The sequence below is a fragment of the Frigoribacterium sp. PvP054 genome (assembly GCF_040547465.1).
Taxonomy (GTDB): Bacteria; Actinomycetota; Actinomycetes; order Actinomycetales; family Microbacteriaceae; genus Frigoribacterium.
Map to the genome: position 1 here is coordinate 90,923 of NZ_JBEPPU010000007.1, position 16,427 is coordinate 107,349.

Here is a 16,427-nt window from a genome sequence, read left to right on the forward strand (position 1 = left end):
CGAGTCCGGGCCGGAGGGAAGCATGTCCGAACAGCGAACCGAACCCGACGGCCGCACCCGCCACTACGGCGACTTCTACGGCCTGAGCGAGCCGGAGGGCGACGGCGCGATCGCCCTCGTGGTGGGCAACTGCCAGGCCGAGTCGCTGCGGATCTTCCTCGACGGGGCGGGGCTCACGACGGTGCGGACGCCCCCGGTCCACGAGCTGACGGCCGCCGACCTGCCGCAGCTCGCCCGGTGGCTCGGGCGCGCCGGCCTGCTCGTCTCGCAGCCGGTGCGCGACGATTACCACGGCCTGCCGCTCGGCACGTCCCAGCTGGCCGCGATGCTGCCCCGGGAGGCGCGGGTCGTCCGGGTGCCGGTCGTCCGGTTCGCGGGCCTCTACCCGGCGCACGTCATCGTCCGCCCGCCGAGCGACGTCTCGCTCGTGCCGCCCGTGGTCGAGTACCACGACGTCCGGCTGATCGCCGAGGCCGCCGGGCGGCCCCTCGCCGCCGACGCCCTGACCCCGGCCGTCGTGCGGTCGGTCGCCGAGCTGTCGCTGGCCGAGCTGCGGAAGCGCGAGGCGGCCCACGACACGGTCGTCGCGTCGGACCTGTTCGAGGTCGGCCCCGGCACGGGCGGGCCGGGCGACGACGGAACGGGCACGCCCCGCTTCGACCAGATGCGCACGCTGAACCACCCGGGCAACCCGGTCTGGACCGCCCTGGCCACGCGCGTGCGGGAGCGGCTCGGCCTGCCCGAGCACGTCGTCGACCCGGGCCGACCGGTGCTGTCGAGCGTCCACGCCCCCCGCGAGCAGGCCGTGATCGACGCCTGGGGCCTCGACGACGAGCCGACGGACCACTGGGTCGTCGGCGGCGAGCGCGTCGACGCCGACGAGGTCCGGCGGGCGCACCTCGCCTGGTACGCCGAGCACCCGGACGCGGTCGAGGCCGCCCTGGCCCGGCACGCCGACACGTTCGCCCTGTGGGGTGCGGCGTGAGCGTGGGGTCCGGCACGGGCGGCACGGGGGCCGGTCGTCCGGTGACCCACGACGTCGCCGGGGACCGCCACTCGGCCCGGTCCGCCGCGACCGGCGGCGCGGCGGCCACCCTCGACCTCGCCGAGCTGCCCGTGATCGTCACCCACGACGATCCCCAGCACGGGGTCTCGGCCTACGCGGCACGGATCGCCGCGACCGTCGAGGCGCGCACCGGTCGGCACCTCGCCCTCGACGTCGCCGACCTGCTCGACGTCGCCGAGCCGCACGACGGCCCCGAGGCCGGGTCGGCCACCCCGGTCGACCCGTACCTGCTCGACCCCGAGCTGCTGACGACCACGGCCCTGCCCCCGGTCGTCGGCGGCACACCGGCCGACCCGGCGCCCGTGGACGTCGTCGTGCCGCGGGCCCACCTGCAGTTCACGGACCGCCTCTGGGGGCCGTCGCCCGCGGCGGCCGCCGACGTCGTCGAGCACCTGGCCGACGGCACCGCCCTGACCGTGACCCTGCACGACCTGCCGCAACCGTCCGACGGCGAGCGCAACCTGAGGAGGCGCGGCGAGGCCTACGCCCGCGTGGTCGCCGTCGCCCGGGGCGTCGTCGTCAACAGCGAGCACGAGCGCGCCCTGCTGCGCGAGACGATCGGCTTCGAGGGCCCGGTCGAGGTGATCCCCCTGCCCGTCGACCCGCATCCGCTGCCCGCCGGACGGCCCGAACCGGACGGCGACGTCGCGGTCGTCGGGTTCTTCTACCCCGGCAAGGGGCACGCCGAGGTCGTCGCGGCCGTGGCGGGACTCGCGGCTGGTCGGCCCGCGGCCGAGGCCGGGCGGGTGGGCGACGACGCGACGCGACCGGTCGCGGACGTGACCGGCGTCGTGGCGCTCGGCCGCGCCTCCCCGGGTCACGAGGGCGAGCTCCGGCAGCTCGTCGACGAGGCCGCCGCACTGGGCGTGCCCTTCGGCGCGACCGGTTACCTCGACGACGCGACCCTCCTCGACCGGGCCCGCCGCGCGTCGGTGCCCGTGGCGGCGCACCAGCACGTCTCGGCCTCCGGGTCGATCGCGACCTGGGTCGCGGCCGGGCGGCGCCCGCTCGTGCCCGACACGCGCTACTCCCGCGAGATGGCGACGCTGAGGCCCGGCACGCTCACGCTCTACCCCGAGGGCGGGCTCGCGACGGCGATCGCCGCGGCTCTGGCAGACCCCGCGTCGACCTGGCTCGACGAGGACGCGGTCACCCGGCCGGGACTCGACGAGGTCGCCGACGCGTACGCCGCGTTGTGGACCGACGGGGTGCGCTGGTGAGCCGCGACGCCGGGTCGTCGGCGTCCGGCGTGACCGGCACCGCGCCTCCTGCGGGCGGGCGGTCCGTGGTCGGCAATTCGTGGGACGCGCTCGACGGGGTGTGGCCCGAGCTGCCGCCGCTCGTGTCGGTGATCGTGGTGCACTACCGCCAGCAGGCGGAGCTCGATCGGACGCTCGCGGCACTGGCACGACAGAGCTACCCCGCCGACCGGCTCGAGGTGATCGTGGTCGACGACGGGTCGCCGACGGCTCCCACCGTGCCCGACGGGGTGCGCCTGATCGTGCAGGAGGACCGCGGCTTCCGCCTGTCCGCCGCCCGCAACGTCGGCGTCGCCGCGTCGTCGGGGTCCGTGCTCTGCTTCGTCGACGCCGACACGTCGCCCGAGCCGGACTACGTGCTGCGCCTCACCCGACTGCCCGCGCTCGCTCCCGAGGCCGTCACGGTGGGTCAGCGGAAGCACGCGGACTTCGCCGGGGTGCTCGGCGACGGGGGCGGCCGGGGTGCCGGTGCCGGTGCGGGTGCCGGTGCCGCCGTGCCGGTGTCGGAGCCGGTCGAGGTGGCCGGGCCGGCGCACGAGCTCGAGCAGCCGCGCTGGCTGCGGCAGGCCTACGGCTGGTCGGCCGACCTGTTGCACGCGGACGACCGCTCGTACCGCCACCTGATCGGCGCCGTCACCTGCTGCACGCGCTGGTTCTTCGACGAGGTCGGCGGCTTCGACGAGTCGTTCACGACATACGGCGGCGAGGACTGGGAGTGGGCCCACCGGGCCTGGCTCGCCGGCGCCGTGTTCGCCCACGTGCCCGGCGCGGTGGCGTGGCACGACGGACCGGACTGGGCGGGGCGCGGGGTGGGTGGCGACGGCGGCACCGACTCGGAGTCGTCGCCGACCGCGCGGGCTGCTCGCGAGGCCGAGGAGGCGCGGCGCCAGGCCGAGAAGAACGTCGAGACCCTGCGCCTCGCCGACCTGATCGCGGTGCGCGGCTCTCGCGGCGTCGGGGTGCGCAGTCGGGCGGTCGACGTGTGCGTCGAGCTGGTGGCGTCGGCCGGGACTCCGATGTCGACGGGTGCGGCGTTCGTCTCCGTGGACAGCGTCTTGGCCTCCGCGCCGGACGTGACCGTCGTGGTGCCGGACGACGTCGCGTCGGCGTTCACGGCCGACGCCCGGGTGCTCGGTCGGTCGACGGACGCCGCCGAGGCCGCACTCGCCGAGGCCCGGGTGGTCGTGACGGTCGACGGTCCCGTGCGGGTGCTGCCCCCGGTCGACACCGGCGGCTCGGACGACGCCCCGGCACGGTCCCTGGCCGCGGCGGTCGGGCTCGGCGACGACGTCGCGCGTGACCTCCGCGCGGCGACCGACGCGGTCGGCGTCGGGTCGCTCGGCACCGTCGAGCTGCTCGGCCCGTCGGACCGCGTGCTCGTCACCGTCGAGTCGCGTCGGGCCCGTCTCCGCGCGCGCCGCTGGGGGGCGGGCGTCGCGTTCGTCTCGCACCGCGCCTCCGTGGACTGGCTGACCCCCGTGGTGGGCGAGCCCAGCGTCGCCGCCTACCTCGGCGGCTGGGGCTGACCCCGGCGGCCCGGGCCGCATCCGACGCCTCGGTGGTGGCTCGGCGCCGGTCGAGCCGCCGCCGAGTGGGCGGAAGGTGCTCTCCGTCCAGCGACGAACGACATCATCCGCCCACTCGACCGCCGTCAGACATCCCGGTCGAGCGCCCCATCGACCCGTCCGGCGTCGAGTGGTCCCGAATCGTCCTTCGACGACCGTCGAAAGACGGTTCGGGACCACTCGATCGTCGTTCAGGGGGTCGGGGCGACGAGGGTGAGCCAGGTCTCGTCGACGACGTAACCGAGGGTCGCATTGGCCGCGATGATCGCCGGGTTGTCAGCGGAACCGCCCGTGCGGAAGCGGACGACACCCGCGTCGAGCAGAGCCAGCACCGACGCGGACTTGACGGCCGCTGCGAGACCCCGACCTCGATGGTCCGGGTGGACGACGGTGACGTCCGTCTCGGCGACGCGCTCGCCGAGGTCGACGAACGTGAGGGCGACGAGACGCTCCGTCGACGTCCGAGCGCCCCAGGCCCTGCGAGTCGGCCATGGCGTCGCCGACGACCGGTCGAAGGGCTCGTGACGCGTCGCGACGCTGCCCGGGTAGTCCGCGGCGGTCATCGAGTCGAGGGCGAGGACGTCGTCAACGTCGTCCGGGCAGAGCTCACGGATCGTGACGTCGGACGGTCCGGCGACTGCCAGGGCCCGGAGCCGGGCGCGGTCGACGTGGTCGGCCTCTAACAGGGCACCGAACGACCGGGCCTCGACGGTCCATCCTTCGACGAGGAGGGCGGCGGCCTCGGGTGAATCCTGACGGAGGACGACCGTGGTCTGCACGGGACGATCTTACGACGGGGGACTCGTGGCGCATCCGTGATCCCAGGGGCACCGTTGGCGTCGATAGGGTGACAGGGTCGCGGTGGGCGGCACGGACGAGGGGGATCTCATGACCGATCGGAACGACGGGGCGGAACGGCAGGGCGGGGCGGTGCCGCCGTACGGGCAGCCGGAGGGGCAGGCGACTCCTCCGCCCTACGGCCAGCAGCCGCCCTACGGCCAGCCGATCCCTCCGCCCCACGGCCAGCAGCCGTACGGTCACCAGCCGTCCGGCGGCCAGTACCCGCCGTACGCCCAGCCACCCCAGGGCCCGCCCTACGGCTCGGGCGGGGTGGTCCCCCTCTGGGCTCCGCTGTACGGCGCGGGTCCGGTCGACGCGGTCAAGCGGTTCTTCCGGAAGTACGCCGACTTCTCGGGGCGGGCGAGCCGCAGCGAGTACTGGTGGGTGGTCCTGGCGAACGGCGTGCTGTTCTTCGCCCTCAGCATCGTCGGCTTCGCCGCGGGCTACCCCGGCAGCACCACCGACGTCGACGGCACGATGAACCCGGGGCCGGGTTTCATCCCGTTCGGAATCGTGCTCGCGATCTTGTTCTTCGGCACGTTCGTGCCGTTCCTGTCGCTCGGCGTCCGTCGACTGCACGACGTCGACCTCAGCGGCTGGCTGCTGCTCATCAGCCTCGTCCCCTACCTCGGCGGGTTCGTCATCTTCATCTTGTCGTTGCTCGGACCGAAGCCGCGCGGTGCTCGCTTCGACCGTCCGACGACCTGACGACACCTCGCCGCACCACCCGCCGGCGACTCAGGCGAGCAGCGCCTCGACCTGCTCGACGACGAGGTCTCACGGGACCTGGAGGGGCTGTCGCATCGAGCCCCGACAGCACGACCGCCGTGACGCCGCCGGTCGCGCCACGGTAGTTTCGCGAGCATGAGCGCTCCCGACGCCCGCCGACCCGACGACCGACGTGCCCTCGTGCAGCCCGAGCTGCGCCCCGGTGAGCGCCTGCTCTGGTCGGGTGGGCCGGACGAGGCCGTGACGTTCGGCCGCAACGACCTCTTCCTCGTGCCCTTCAGCCTGCTCTGGTGCGGGTTCGCGATCTTCTGGGAGGTCTCGGTGCTCCGCGAGGGCGCCTCCGTGTTCTTCGTCCTGTTCGGCGGCGTCTTCGTCGCGATCGGGCTCTTCTTCGTCGTCGGCCGGTTCCTGCTGAAGCGGGCGCGGAAGGCGAAGACGGGTTACGCCGTCACCGACCAGCGGTCGTTCCTCGTGGTCGGGTCGACCGTCCACCAGGCGCCCGCGAAGCAGCAGAAGACCGAGGTGTCGTGGTCGCGCGACCGCACTCACGTCAGCGTCGACTGGACTGACTCGACCACCGGCGCCATCCCGTTCGGCGCGCGGCAGCGCGGTCTCACCAACACGGGTCTCGACGGCGTCATGTCTCCCCTGCCGATGACCTTCGTCGACGTGCGCGACGGCGAGGCGCTGCTGCGCGCCCTCGACGAGGCGGGCCGTCCGGAGGCGCGGTGAGGGCCTCCGACGGAGCCCGACGTCCCCGAGGCGCGGACTCGGGAGAGCCCCGCCGCAGCCAGGCCTGGCGGGACCTCGTCGACCGGGTGCTCGTCGAGCTGAACGCCCTCGACCCGTACGGGCTCGAGCCCGGCACCGAGGGCGGCGCCCCGTGGGACGAGTACGAGCTCGAGGCCGTCCCGATGGTCGGCCGGCTCGTGAGGTCCGGCGCGATCAGCGCCGCCGAGGTCGACGCGATCTGGACGAGGTGGTTCGGCGAGACGCTGAGCGGGCGCACCGACCCGGCCCGGTTCGAGGCCTTCCTCGCCCGGCTGGACGACCTGAGCCCTGCCTGATCCGGCACGAACCGGATCAGCGCGGGGGCGACATCTGCTGCTGGGCGGGCGACCGGAGTTCGTCGAGGGTGTCGCTCAGCGTGCGGACGCGAGCAGCGTGGTGATCGCCGTCCAGGCCCGGGCGCCGAGCTCGCGATCCGCGGCCTCGGTGCCACCGCGGCGCATGGTCGTGCCTCCTCGCACCACCGACTCCCCCGGCAGCACCGCCCGGTGCCCGGCGTCCGCCCCCGCGACCACGACGGTCTCGACCCCGTGCTCCGCCCGTCGGCGCCTGACGTTCTCGGCGTGCACCGTGCTCGGCCAGACCTCGTCGTCGCCGCCCGCGACCACGACGACGCGCGCGATGCGCTCGACCTCGATCGTCGCCGGTCCCACCCGGTCGGCGAACGTCAGCCGGGACCGTTCGTGGACGGGCGAGAACCGCGGAGGCGCCTCGGTCGGCCAGCCGTCCGGGTCGATCGGCACGAACGGCAGGGGCACCCCGCCCCACGTCCAGTGCGAACGTTCGGCACCCGTCCGGTCGTAGCCGGCCCAGACGACGTCCGACGGGGCGAAGGCGACCACTCCCGCCACCCCGGGGGCCCGGGCCGCGGTGGCCAGCGCCGCCTCGGCCCCGAAGGACGTGCCGACGATCCAGACCCGGTCGCACTCGCCGGCCAGGGCGTCCAGGCGGTCCGTGAAGGTCTCGAGCGGCACCTCCCACGGCCCGGCGCTCTGCCCGTCACCACCGAACCAGCGGACGGACTCGGCCAGGCAACCGTGGCCGGCGAACAGACGGGCGCGCTCGTCGTCGATCCGCCCGCTCGACCCCGCCAGCACGAGGACGCCGTCGCCGGAGTGCCGCGTCGGCAGCCACCGCGCGCCCTCGGGCCGGACGAGGTCGACGCGCCGCACACCGTGTCCGGGTCCGGCGGCTCCTGCGTGCACGACCGTCACAGCCGGGCGAACCCGTCCAGCGCGGCGCTGAGCGCCTCGACCTGGCGGGGGCCGCCGTGCCCCTCGTCCTCGACGACGGTCAGGGTGCTGGCCGGCCAGGCCCGGTGCAACCGCCACGGCGTGACGGCCGGACCGCTCACGTCACGGCGACCGTGCACGAGGGCGGCGGGGATGTGCGTGATCCGAGGCAGCCGGGACACGATCGCGCGCTCACCCGCCAGGAACCCGTCGTTGCTCCAGTAGTGGGTGACGAGCGTGGCGAACGCCTCCCGCCGCTCCGGGCCCAGGTGGCCCCGCCCGCGCGAGTCGGGGTCGTCGAGGCTGACGTGGACGCCCTCCCACCGGTCCCAGCTCGCCGCGGCGGCCTCACGATCGGCCACGTCGTCGGACGCCAGCCGTCTCGCGTACGCGTCGACCGGTCTCTCGTCGACGCGCCTCCTGCTGTCGTGGTCGAAGACGGCCCACTCCTCGGGGAAGAGCCGCCCGACCCCCTCGGTGATCCAGTCGACCTCGTCGCGGCTCGTGGTCGTGACCGCCATCAGCGCCAGGGCGCGGACGCGGTCGGGGTGCTCCTCGGCGTAGGCGAGCGCGAGCGTCGTGCCCCACGACACGCCGCCGACGACCCAGGTCTCGATGCCGAGCCGGTCACGGACCTCCTCGAGGTCGGCCACCAACCGCTGTGTCGTGTGCCGCCCCAAGCCGGTCAGGTCGTCCACGACGTTCGGGGTGCTCCGGCCCGAACCGCGCTGGTCGACGCCGACCAGCCGGTAGGCCCGCGGGTCGAACGCGCGTCGGTAGCCGCCCCGGCCGAGCGAACCACCGGGCCCGCCGTGCAACCAGAGGGCGGGGACGCCGTCGGGACGGCCGGACTCCTCGACGTACAGGGAAGGGAGGCACCGTCCTCCGTCTCGAGGAAGCCCGTCCGGTACGGGTCGTGCGCGGGGTGGGTCATGCGGCCACCGTAGTCAGCAGCCCGCCGCGAGCGTGGCAAGCCCCGCGCAGCCCTGTGCGGAAGCGACTCGTGCACCCGGAGCGGAGACCCGAGCGGGCGATTCCTGCTTCCCGTCGCGGGCGGGGCCGCCCCACGCCGATCTCGGCACCCGGCCGCAGCACCAGCCCGGAATTGCCGACGCGCGCACCAGCCTCGACACCCGCCTCCCTCCTCGGGCGCCCCGCCGAGCTCCACGCGACGCACGGCACCCGCCCGCACAGCGCCTGCCCTGTCGGACCCCACCCCCGAGCGGGCAATTCCTTGTTCTCGACGCGGGCGGGGCCGCCCCACGCCGATCTCGGCACCCGGCCGCGGCACCAGCCCGGAATTGCCGACACCCGCACCAGCCTCGGCACCCGCCACCCTCCTCGGGCCGACGCGACGCACGGCACCCGCCCGCGCACCGCCCGCCCTGTCGGTCCCCACCCCCGAGCGGGCAATTCCTGGTTCCCGACGCAGGCGGGGCCGCACCACGCCGATCTCGGCACCCGGCGCAGCACCAGCCCGGAATTGCCGACACCCGCACCAGCCTCGGCACCCGCCACCCTCCTCGGGCGCCCCACCGAGCTCGACGCGACGCACGGCACCCGCCCGCACTCCGTCCGCCCTGTCGGACCCCACCCCCGAGCGGGCAACTCCTTGTTCTCGACGCGAGCGGGGCCGCCCCACGCCGATCTCGGCACCCGGCCGCGGCACCAGCCCTGAATTGCCGACGCGGACGCGGACGGCAAGGCCGGGACCGACAGCGACGGCGACGGCGACGGCGACAGCGACGGTGACCGCGACCGCGACCGCGACGGCGACGGCGACCGCGTCAGTGACGGCGTCGGCGACAGTGACGGCGACGGCGACGGCGACCGCGTCAGCGACGGCGTCGGCGACGGCGACAGCGACGGCGACAGCGCGGGCGGGACGCGGCGGAGGGTCACATCAGCAGGAGAGGCAGGGCCGCGTAGGCGACGACGAGCACGACCGACAGGACGACGACCGACCCGGCCGCGACGACGGGGACCCACGGGGGTGCTGACCTCCGGGTGCCGACCGTGCCCCGGACGAGGAACGCCGCGCCGAGCACCATCTGCAGCACCCACCAGACGTCCTGCAGGCCCTGGCCGAGGACGACGAGCCCGTAGAGCCCCTCGCCGACGAGCACCGTCGACAGGGGCGCGACCGCGAGGGTCCGCCAGGTGGGCGACGACGAACGGACGAGGGCGGCGCTGACGCCGATGACCGGGCCCACGAGCAGTCCGATGACCGTGAACTCGTTCTGGAAGGGCTCGTCGTAGTAGAAGCCTCGCCACCCCGACACCATGCGGTAGCCCTCGACGAGCAGCACGAAGGCGACGGCCCCGAGCACGGCCGACAGGGCGGGGCGGCTGCGCACGGCCCAGACCATCGCGAAGACGAGGATCGACCAGCCACCGGACGAGTTCGCGAACCCCCCGATCCACTGAGGCAGGAGGGTCTGTGCCGGGCTCGTGAGACCACCGAGCACGAGGGCTGCGGCCGCCACGACGGCCGTGCGGCCCGCGGCGCGAGCGACGATGGCGGCCACCGACGGGGTGGGCACGGCTCCGGGGGACGGACGGGTGGGAGGGGCGAGTCGGGTCTCGGTCACGGTGGGTCTCCTTCGACGGGGAGCCAGCGTACGAACGGGCGGCGGCGCGCCGCGTCCTCCCCCGGTCGCGGGCCGTGCCCCGGGAGGATGACGCCCGACCCCGCCCGACGCCCGACCCCGCCCGACGCCGGCCTCACCCGACGTCGAGCACGACGGCACCCGGTCGCGCGGGGCCACCCGGGGCACCGACCGACAGGACGCACGCCCCCTCGGCCCGGGCGTCGTCGACCACCGACCAGACCACCTCGGCGCTGGCCGGGTCCAGCTCGCTCGTCGGGTCGTCGAGGCAGAGCACCGAAGGCCGCGTCACGAGGGCCCGCGCCACGGCGACCCGCTGCTGCTGCCCGCCCGAGAGCTGCTCGAGCAGGTTGTGCCGACTCGCCTCGGGGACGCCGAGCCGCCCGAGCAGCGCGTCGACCTCCGACCAGTCGCCCAGCCGGGCCCGCCCGCGGTCCGGTCGAGCGAGCAACGGCACCGCCACGTTCTCGGCGGCCGTGAGCGACCCGAGCAGTTCGTGCTGGCGGGTCACCGAACCGACCGTCGGGTCGGTCGCACCGAACGACACCCGCCCGGACACCGGGTGCTCGAGCCCGGCGACGACGCGCAGCACCGCGGACGGCACGCCGTCCGGCTCGCCGCGCAGCTCGGCCGCGCCACCCGCCGGCACGACGAGGTCGAGGGGCGCCGAGGGCGAGCCGTCGGGCCGACGCACCACGAGACCGACGAGACGCAGCCCGGGCGAGGCGACCCGCGCCTCCTCGTCCCGTCCCCCGCCGCCGGCCACGGCCTCACCCTCAGCCACGGACGCCGCCCTCGTCGTCGGTCACGCGACGCACCCGCAGCTCGCCCGGTGCGACCTCGTCGACCGACACGAGCGCCCCGTCGGGCCAGTCGGTGCGCAGGCCCTGTGGCAGCTGCAGCGAGCCGTCCGTGCCGAGGACCGACCAGCGCCCCTCGGCGGTGGCCTCCTCGCCGACGCGACCGTCGCGCAGGTGCACCATGCGCTGCATGCGGGCGGCGACGGCGTCGTCGTGCGTCACGACGAGCACGGCGGTGCCCGCGGCGTCCGCCGTGTCGACCAGCAGGTCGAGCAGCGCGTCGCGGGCCGTCTCGCCCAGGCGGCTGGTCGGCTCGTCGGCGAGCAGCAGGCGGGGCCGGGGCGCGAGGGCGACGGCGAGGGCCACGACCTGCTGCTCGGTCGGGGTCAACCGGCCCACGGGGCGTCGATCGCCCAGCACGCCGCCCGCGCGCAGCACCCGGCGCCCCACCCGCACGGCCTCCCGCGAGCCGCCGACCGCCCGGTCGAGGTTGCCCGCGGCGTCCTCGTGGGCCAGCAGGTTCGCCGGCGCGCCCTGCATCATCAGCCCGAGGGTGCCCCGGCGCAGGCGTCGCACGTCGGCGGGCCGGGCGGTCGCGAGATCGGTGCCGAACACCTCGGCACGCCCCGCCGACGGCCTCGTCACCCCGGCCACGATCGAGAGCAGCGTCGACTTGCCCGACCCGGACGGCCCGAGCACGGCGACGCGCTGGGCGGCGGGCACGACGAGGTCGACCCCACGCAGGGCGGCGACGTCGGTGCCGGCCTCGCGGTAGACGTGCACGAGGCCCTGGCAGAACAGGGCGAGGTCGCTCATCGGGGGCCCACCGTCCGGTCGGCCGCCCGGGCCTCGAGCCGGGTCGCGACGCCGACGATGCCGGCGAGCAGGGCGAGCGTCCCGACGCCGAGGGCCAGCAGGGGCCAGGCCGACGGGGCCAGGTCGGGCGGCGGCGTCCGGCCGGCCCCGACGACGAGGGGCAGCCCGGGCACGGTCAGCAGGTAGGCCAGGAGGCCGGCACCGACGCCGAGCACGACCCCGGCCGCCGGGGGCAGGAACGCTTCGAGCAGCGCGACCCGACGCAGGCGCCCGGGCGTGATGCCGGCCGTCGCGAGGGCCCGTCGGTCCTCGCGCCGCCCGGTCGCGGACACCGCCCGCAGCGCCGCGGTGGCGGCGAGGGTGAGCAGCAGCGCCGCGGCCGCCACCACGAGCGTGGCCGAGGAGGCGCGGGTCGTCTCCGAGCGCCGGTACCCGTCGGCCACCGTGGCGAGCGACCGGGAGGCGACCACCTCGACGCCCCGACGGGACAGGTCGTCGACGACCCGCGCCTCCTCGGCTGCGCTCATCGGGGCGAGCCACACCTCGTGGCTCGCCTCGGAGCGGGCCGGGTCGGTCACCCGGTCGAGCACGCCGAGGTCGACGAGCACGCCCTCGCCGCCGACCCGCGGCAGGACGCGCGCCGCGCCGACCCGGGCGAGGGCGCGTTCGCTGAGGTCGGGTCCGAGCCCGACGATGCCGTCGCGGACGCCGGCCAGCGGGGTCACCGGGGTGCCCCGGGCGACGAGGGCGGGGATCGGTTCGGGGGTGTCGAGCGGCGCGATCGACGCCGTGCCCGCCCCCTGTTCGTCGATCAGGACGAGCGCGAGGCCCCGACCGTCCGAGAGGTCGGCCAGGGTCGCCCGTGCGGGCCGCTGCGGGTCGACGCCGTCGCCGATGCGGTCGCGCCAGCGGTCGGCCGAGACCCACCCCGCGAGCTCGTCGGCGGGCTGGCGGTCGGTCGAGAGCGAGGTGACGGTCAGCCGCAGGCCGAAGGGGGGCGTCGTCGCCCGCGAGCTCGTCGCCCCGAACCAGACCACGCGGCACCCGTCCGCGCACGGGAACCGGCCGGGGACGCTCGTCAGGGTGCCGTCGCGGGGCTCACCGAGGTCGACCGTGTGCCAGCCGTCGTCGGCCTGCACGACCAGTCGCACCGACACGTCGGCGAGGTCGGTCGTGAAGTCCTCGGCCGAGAAGCCCTCGGGCACGGTCGTGGCGACGTCGGCCAGGTCGATCGAGACGCTCGTCCCCGTGAGGGTCAGGGCCTCGCCGCCCCGGGGTGCGAGGGCCCGGGCGAGCCGGTCCGCGTCGCCGAGGTCGCTCCAGGCGGGCGACCAGGACGAGACGGCCCCGAGACGCGACGCGTCGACGGCGACGAGCCGCCCGACGCCCTGGCCGCGGGTGTAGACGTCGGCCGCCATCGCCCGGCGACCGTCGGGGTCGGCCGCCCGGACCGCGTCGACGAACGGCACGTCGGAGGGCACGCTGACCGTCAGGGCGGTCGAGGCCCCCACGGAGGCGCGGGCCCGGTCCACCTGCAGGCGGTCGGCGGTCACGGCCACCTGGGTCGACCACGAGGCGAGGGCGACGCCGACGCAGACGAGCACCGCCGCCGTGAGGACCGACGGGGTCCGACCGAGCCGACGGGCGACGAGCAGGGACGACAGCGACCGGGGCGGACGTCGGGTCGACCGCCCGACGGCGAGGGCGGCGACCCGGAGGGCGACGACGCCGACCAGCACGGCGACGAGTCCCGGTGCGAGCAGGGCCAGGCCGGGGCCGGTCACCTCGCCCTGGGTGACGGCGGCCACGAGCACGGTCACGGTCACGAGCGCGAGCCCGGACTGCACGACGACCGCGAGGCGGCCGAGGCGGCGGGGCTCGGCGGTGCGGGCGAGCAGCTGGTCGAGCGGCACGACGGCGGAGCGGACGCTCGCGGCGACGAGGGCGACGACCGAACCGACGAGGGCCAGCGCGGCCGAGGCGACGACGACGGGATGGGTCGGCTCGACGGGGACCGACGGTCCGAGGGCCGACCGGACGACGGCCGCCGCGATCGCCCAGCCCGCCGACCCGCCCGCCACGCCGCCGACGACCACGGCCAGCACGGGCTCCGTGAAGACGACGGCGAGCCACCGCCCGCGGGTGGCCCCGCGCAGGCGCGCGAGTCCCCACTCGGCCGACCGCACCCGGGCGAGCCGTTGCACCACCAGCGCCACCACGAACCAGGCCAGGGCGAGCGCCTGAAGGGCCGTCACCGCGGCCAGCACGGTCGCCGCGTCGCCCTGCCGCCCGACCCGGTCGAGCACGCCGGGCAGGCCGGTGCGCAGCTCGACGTCGGACTCGGCCCCCGCCGTCCCGAGGGCGGACTCACGGGCCGTGGCGACGTCCGTCAGGGCGGTGTCGACGTCGTCCAGGGCCAGGGGGCCGCTCAACACGAGCGCGCCGTAGGCCTTCGACGTCAGCAGCAGGGCGTCGAACCCGTCCGACGACACGACGAGGTCGTCGGTCGTGGGCACGTCGACGCTGACCGCGCGCGAGGGCGCGGCGAAGAACCGACCGTCGCCCTGCCGGGGGTCGTACCGGCCGACGACCGTCGCCTCGACGACGGAGCTGCCGGTGTCGAGGTCGAGCAGGTCACCGGTGGCGACGCCCTCGATCGTCGACGGCACCATCACCTCCGCCGCCGCGGCAGGGCAGCGTCCGTCGACGGGGACGACGTCCCCGCAGTCGTTGCCGTAGAGGCCCGCGACCCGAGCGCTGCCGGTGACGTCGGGGTCGGCCGGCGAGACCCAGGTCGTGTCGCCGCCGCTCTCGGCCGCCGTCACGGGGGCCCGCCACAGCGAGGCCCCGCCGGCGTCGTGCGCGGAGTCGACCGACTGCACCACCGAGCGGACGTCGGACGCGGCGACGAGCATCCGCCCCGGCTCGACGTCGGCGATGCTCACGACCGCGGTGTCGTCGAGGTGTGACCGCCCCGTCGCCTCGGCGAGTCCCACCTGCTCGACGGCCCGCAGCAGCAAGGGGGCGAGCACCGACACGAGCACGGCGAGCGCCGAGAGCAGCACGAGCGAGACCGCCCCGGCGGGCCGGCGGCGGACGCTGGTCAGCCAGGCGGGCCGGACGCGGGCGGGCCGCGCGCCGTCGCCGCGCCGGGCGTGGTCGGCGTGCTCGGCCCGCCCGCCAGGGGGGCGCACGCGATCGGTGCGCCCACGGGCACGATGCGCCATCGCACCTCCTCGTGCCGGTCGTCTGTGCAGACAGTAGCGCCGATCGACCGCCCGGACGGGCACTCGACGCGACGCGACGCGAGTCGGCGTCGGGGCGGCCGGGCCGTCCGGCCGGGTCCGGTCAGAAGGTGGCGAGCGCGCTGACCGTCATCTGCTGCACGGCCGCGTTCGAGCAGGCGTCGAAGATCGTGCCGGACGTCGGGACGAAGATCGACTCGAGCGAACCGGGTGGGTAGACCCGGAAGCCGTCCGTCGCCTGGGGCGAGCACTCGTCCGCGGGGTAGTTCGCGGCCTGGGCGAGCCGCACGATCGTCTGCACCTCACCACCGGGGGCGAGGGTGTGGCTCTCGTGCGGGGTCGACCGGTCGAGCGCCGCCGAGGCGCCGATCTGAGTCCCGTTCCCGTCGCCGACGAACGAGACGCCCGGCCAGCCCTGCAGGGTGCACGAGCGCTGCCCGCCGTTCGTCAGGATGATCGCGACGCCGTAGCTACCGGCTGCGCCCCCGCCCCCGTCGGCGATCTCGGCCGTGAGCTCGTCCACGGTGCACCTCGACGAGGCCGCGCCCGTGGCGCCGTCGCCGAGGTCGCCTCCACCGCCCGACGCACCGTCCGGCCCCGGGGTCGCCGTCGGCGTGGACGTGCTCGACGGCGAGGCCGTGACGGTCACGGTGGGGGTGGTCGCCGCCTCCGTGTCGCCGGGTGACGAACAACCCGAGAGCACGACGGCGGCGGACGCCGCGAGGGCGGCGACGGTGACCAGGGACGAGACGGAACGCTTCATGCCTCCACCGAAGCACCGCCGATGAAAACGTGCACACTCTGCACGAATCCCTCGAGTCGGCCGGGGCGTCGCCCCCCGGTGGCGCGACGAAGGGCCCGGCATCCGTGGATGCCGGGCCCTTCGTGGATCGACGCCGGGGTCAGTTGCCGCCGAGGTCGTCCTTGGCCTTCTCGGTCTCGAGGCGCTCCTCGCTCATGTGCTGGTCCTTGTGGCCCTGCTTCGTGAGCTCCTCGTCGTCCGTGCGCTTGCCGACGGCCTCTTCGGCCTTGCCGGCTGCCTTCTGGACGAAATCTTTTGCCTTGTCTCCGACGGACATGCCGTACCTCCTGGTTGTGGTCGACCGGAAGGGCCCGGTACCAGGCACACGGTAGGCCGCACTCCTCGACCGGGTCGATGTTCACAGGCTGTTCCGGGTCGCGGCCCCATCCTGTGTGCCCCGCCCGACGGCGGCAGGCGCTGCGCGTAGCGTCCACGACATGGACACCACCCCCCAGACCAGCCCCATCATGGACGGCAGCGACGACGCCACGAACGCCGAGCGGCTCGCCGGCCTGCAGCAGCAGGTCGACAGCGACCTGGCGGGCGCGACCGACGACGAGAAGGCGGAGCACCTGCGGGTCCGCATGGCCGAGACGGACGTCCAGGACGAGCCCGACGCCGAGCGACCGGACGCCCCCGCCGCCGAGGTCGACCCCGGCCGCTGACCCGGCCGCC

16 protein-coding genes are annotated in these 16,427 nt (G+C 75.7%); 7 read left to right on the forward strand and 9 right to left on the reverse strand.

Going from position 1 to position 16,427, the window contains the following annotated elements:
* Nucleotides 1-22 precede the first annotated feature (22 nt).
* Genes ABID81_RS10730 through ABID81_RS10740 form a run of 3 tightly spaced genes read left to right on the forward strand, consistent with a single transcriptional unit; the run spans nucleotide 23 to nucleotide 3,851 of the window.
* Nucleotides 23-985 (forward strand): WcbI family polysaccharide biosynthesis putative acetyltransferase, encoded by a 963-nt coding sequence (locus ABID81_RS10730; protein ID WP_354594798.1) that lies wholly within the window; start codon nucleotides 23-25, stop codon nucleotides 983-985.
* Entirely contained in the window at nucleotides 982-2,286 is a 1,305-nt protein-coding gene (locus ABID81_RS10735) for a hypothetical protein (protein ID WP_354594799.1), read from the forward strand. The genes ABID81_RS10730 and ABID81_RS10735 overlap by 4 nt, the downstream gene beginning before the upstream one ends.
* Nucleotides 2,283-3,851 carry a glycosyltransferase family 2 protein gene (locus tag ABID81_RS10740; protein ID WP_354594800.1) on the forward strand — a complete coding sequence of 523 codons (1,569 nt, stop codon included), beginning with the start codon at nucleotides 2,283-2,285 and terminating at the stop codon, nucleotides 3,849-3,851. Before ABID81_RS10735 ends, ABID81_RS10740 begins: the two co-directional genes overlap by 4 nt.
* 230 nt (nucleotides 3,852-4,081) lie before the next feature.
* Here ABID81_RS10740 and ABID81_RS10745 read toward each other — a convergent pair whose 3' ends face one another.
* Nucleotides 4,082-4,669, reverse strand: coding sequence for a GNAT family N-acetyltransferase (locus ABID81_RS10745; protein ID WP_354594801.1), 588 nt, complete (start codon nucleotides 4,667-4,669; stop codon nucleotides 4,082-4,084).
* Nucleotides 4,670-4,778: 109 nt separating this feature from the next.
* On the opposite strand from ABID81_RS10745, the gene ABID81_RS10750 reads away from it, so the two are divergent.
* From ABID81_RS10750 to ABID81_RS10760, 3 genes are all read left to right on the forward strand, one after another.
* Nucleotides 4,779-5,438, forward strand: coding sequence for a DUF805 domain-containing protein (locus ABID81_RS10750; protein ID WP_354594802.1), 660 nt, complete (start codon nucleotides 4,779-4,781; stop codon nucleotides 5,436-5,438).
* A gap of 156 nt (nucleotides 5,439-5,594) precedes the next feature.
* Nucleotides 5,595-6,191 carry a hypothetical protein gene (locus tag ABID81_RS10755; RefSeq protein WP_354594803.1) on the forward strand — a complete coding sequence of 199 codons (597 nt, stop codon included), beginning with the start codon at nucleotides 5,595-5,597 and terminating at the stop codon, nucleotides 6,189-6,191.
* Nucleotides 6,188-6,526, forward strand: coding sequence for a hypothetical protein (locus ABID81_RS10760; RefSeq protein ID WP_354594804.1), 339 nt, complete (start codon nucleotides 6,188-6,190; stop codon nucleotides 6,524-6,526). Before ABID81_RS10755 ends, ABID81_RS10760 begins: the two co-directional genes overlap by 4 nt.
* 75 nt (nucleotides 6,527-6,601) lie before the next feature.
* Here the strand turns inward: ABID81_RS10760 and ABID81_RS10765 are convergent, their stop codons facing one another.
* From ABID81_RS10765 to ABID81_RS10800, 8 genes are all read right to left on the reverse strand, one after another.
* On the reverse strand, nucleotides 6,602-7,462 hold the full coding sequence (locus tag ABID81_RS10765) for an acyl-CoA thioester hydrolase/BAAT C-terminal domain-containing protein (RefSeq protein WP_354594805.1): 861 nt from the start codon (nucleotides 7,460-7,462) through the stop codon (nucleotides 6,602-6,604).
* Nucleotides 7,459-8,298: an alpha/beta fold hydrolase gene (locus ABID81_RS10770; RefSeq protein ID WP_354594806.1), complete on the reverse strand. Its 840-nt coding sequence runs from the start codon at nucleotides 8,296-8,298 to the stop codon at nucleotides 7,459-7,461. Before ABID81_RS10770 ends, ABID81_RS10765 begins: the two co-directional genes overlap by 4 nt.
* A 1,080-nt stretch (nucleotides 8,299-9,378) precedes the next feature.
* Complete coding sequence (locus tag ABID81_RS10775) at nucleotides 9,379-10,071, reverse strand: DUF6518 family protein (protein WP_354594807.1); 693 nt, start codon at nucleotides 10,069-10,071, stop codon at nucleotides 9,379-9,381.
* Nucleotides 10,072-10,204: 133 nt separating this feature from the next.
* A complete protein-coding gene (locus ABID81_RS10780) occupies nucleotides 10,205-10,873 on the reverse strand; it encodes an ATP-binding cassette domain-containing protein (RefSeq protein ID WP_354594808.1) in 669 nt (222 codons plus the stop codon).
* Entirely contained in the window at nucleotides 10,866-11,705 is an 840-nt protein-coding gene (locus ABID81_RS10785; protein WP_354594809.1) for an ABC transporter ATP-binding protein, read from the reverse strand. The genes ABID81_RS10780 and ABID81_RS10785 overlap by 8 nt, the downstream gene beginning before the upstream one ends.
* Nucleotides 11,702-14,932 (reverse strand): FtsX-like permease family protein, encoded by a 3,231-nt coding sequence (locus tag ABID81_RS10790; RefSeq protein ID WP_354594810.1) that lies wholly within the window; start codon nucleotides 14,930-14,932, stop codon nucleotides 11,702-11,704. Before ABID81_RS10790 ends, ABID81_RS10785 begins: the two co-directional genes overlap by 4 nt.
* Before the next feature lie 121 nt (nucleotides 14,933-15,053).
* A complete protein-coding gene (locus ABID81_RS10795) occupies nucleotides 15,054-15,713 on the reverse strand; it encodes a DUF4232 domain-containing protein (protein ID WP_354594811.1) in 660 nt (219 codons plus the stop codon).
* Between the two features lie 139 nt (nucleotides 15,714-15,852).
* Nucleotides 15,853-16,029 carry a CsbD family protein gene (locus ABID81_RS10800; protein ID WP_354594812.1) on the reverse strand — a complete coding sequence of 59 codons (177 nt, stop codon included), beginning with the start codon at nucleotides 16,027-16,029 and terminating at the stop codon, nucleotides 15,853-15,855.
* A 160-nt stretch (nucleotides 16,030-16,189) separates the two neighbouring features.
* Here ABID81_RS10800 and ABID81_RS10805 point away from each other — a divergent pair, with 160 nt between their 5' ends.
* Nucleotides 16,190-16,417, forward strand: a complete 228-nt coding sequence (locus ABID81_RS10805; protein ID WP_354594813.1) for a hypothetical protein — start codon at nucleotides 16,190-16,192, stop codon at nucleotides 16,415-16,417.
* The last annotated feature ends 10 nt before the right edge of the window (nucleotides 16,418-16,427 follow it).

Coding starts and splice junctions, on each gene's coding strand:
- ABID81_RS10730 (WP_354594798.1), top strand. CDS start 23: ATGTCCGAACAGCGAACCGAACCCGACGGCCGCACCCGCCACTACGGC.
- ABID81_RS10785 (WP_354594809.1), bottom strand. CDS start 11,705: ATGAGCGACCTCGCCCTGTTCTGCCAGGGCCTCGTGCACGTCTACCGC.
- ABID81_RS10755 (WP_354594803.1), top strand. CDS start 5,595: ATGAGCGCTCCCGACGCCCGCCGACCCGACGACCGACGTGCCCTCGTG.
- ABID81_RS10790 (WP_354594810.1), bottom strand. CDS start 14,932: ATGGCGCATCGTGCCCGTGGGCGCACCGATCGCGTGCGCCCCCCTGGC.
- ABID81_RS10805 (WP_354594813.1), top strand. CDS start 16,190: ATGGACACCACCCCCCAGACCAGCCCCATCATGGACGGCAGCGACGAC.
- ABID81_RS10800 (WP_354594812.1), bottom strand. CDS start 16,029: ATGTCCGTCGGAGACAAGGCAAAAGATTTCGTCCAGAAGGCAGCCGGC.
- ABID81_RS10750 (WP_354594802.1), top strand. CDS start 4,779: ATGACCGATCGGAACGACGGGGCGGAACGGCAGGGCGGGGCGGTGCCG.
- ABID81_RS10795 (WP_354594811.1), bottom strand. CDS start 15,713: ATGAAGCGTTCCGTCTCGTCCCTGGTCACCGTCGCCGCCCTCGCGGCG.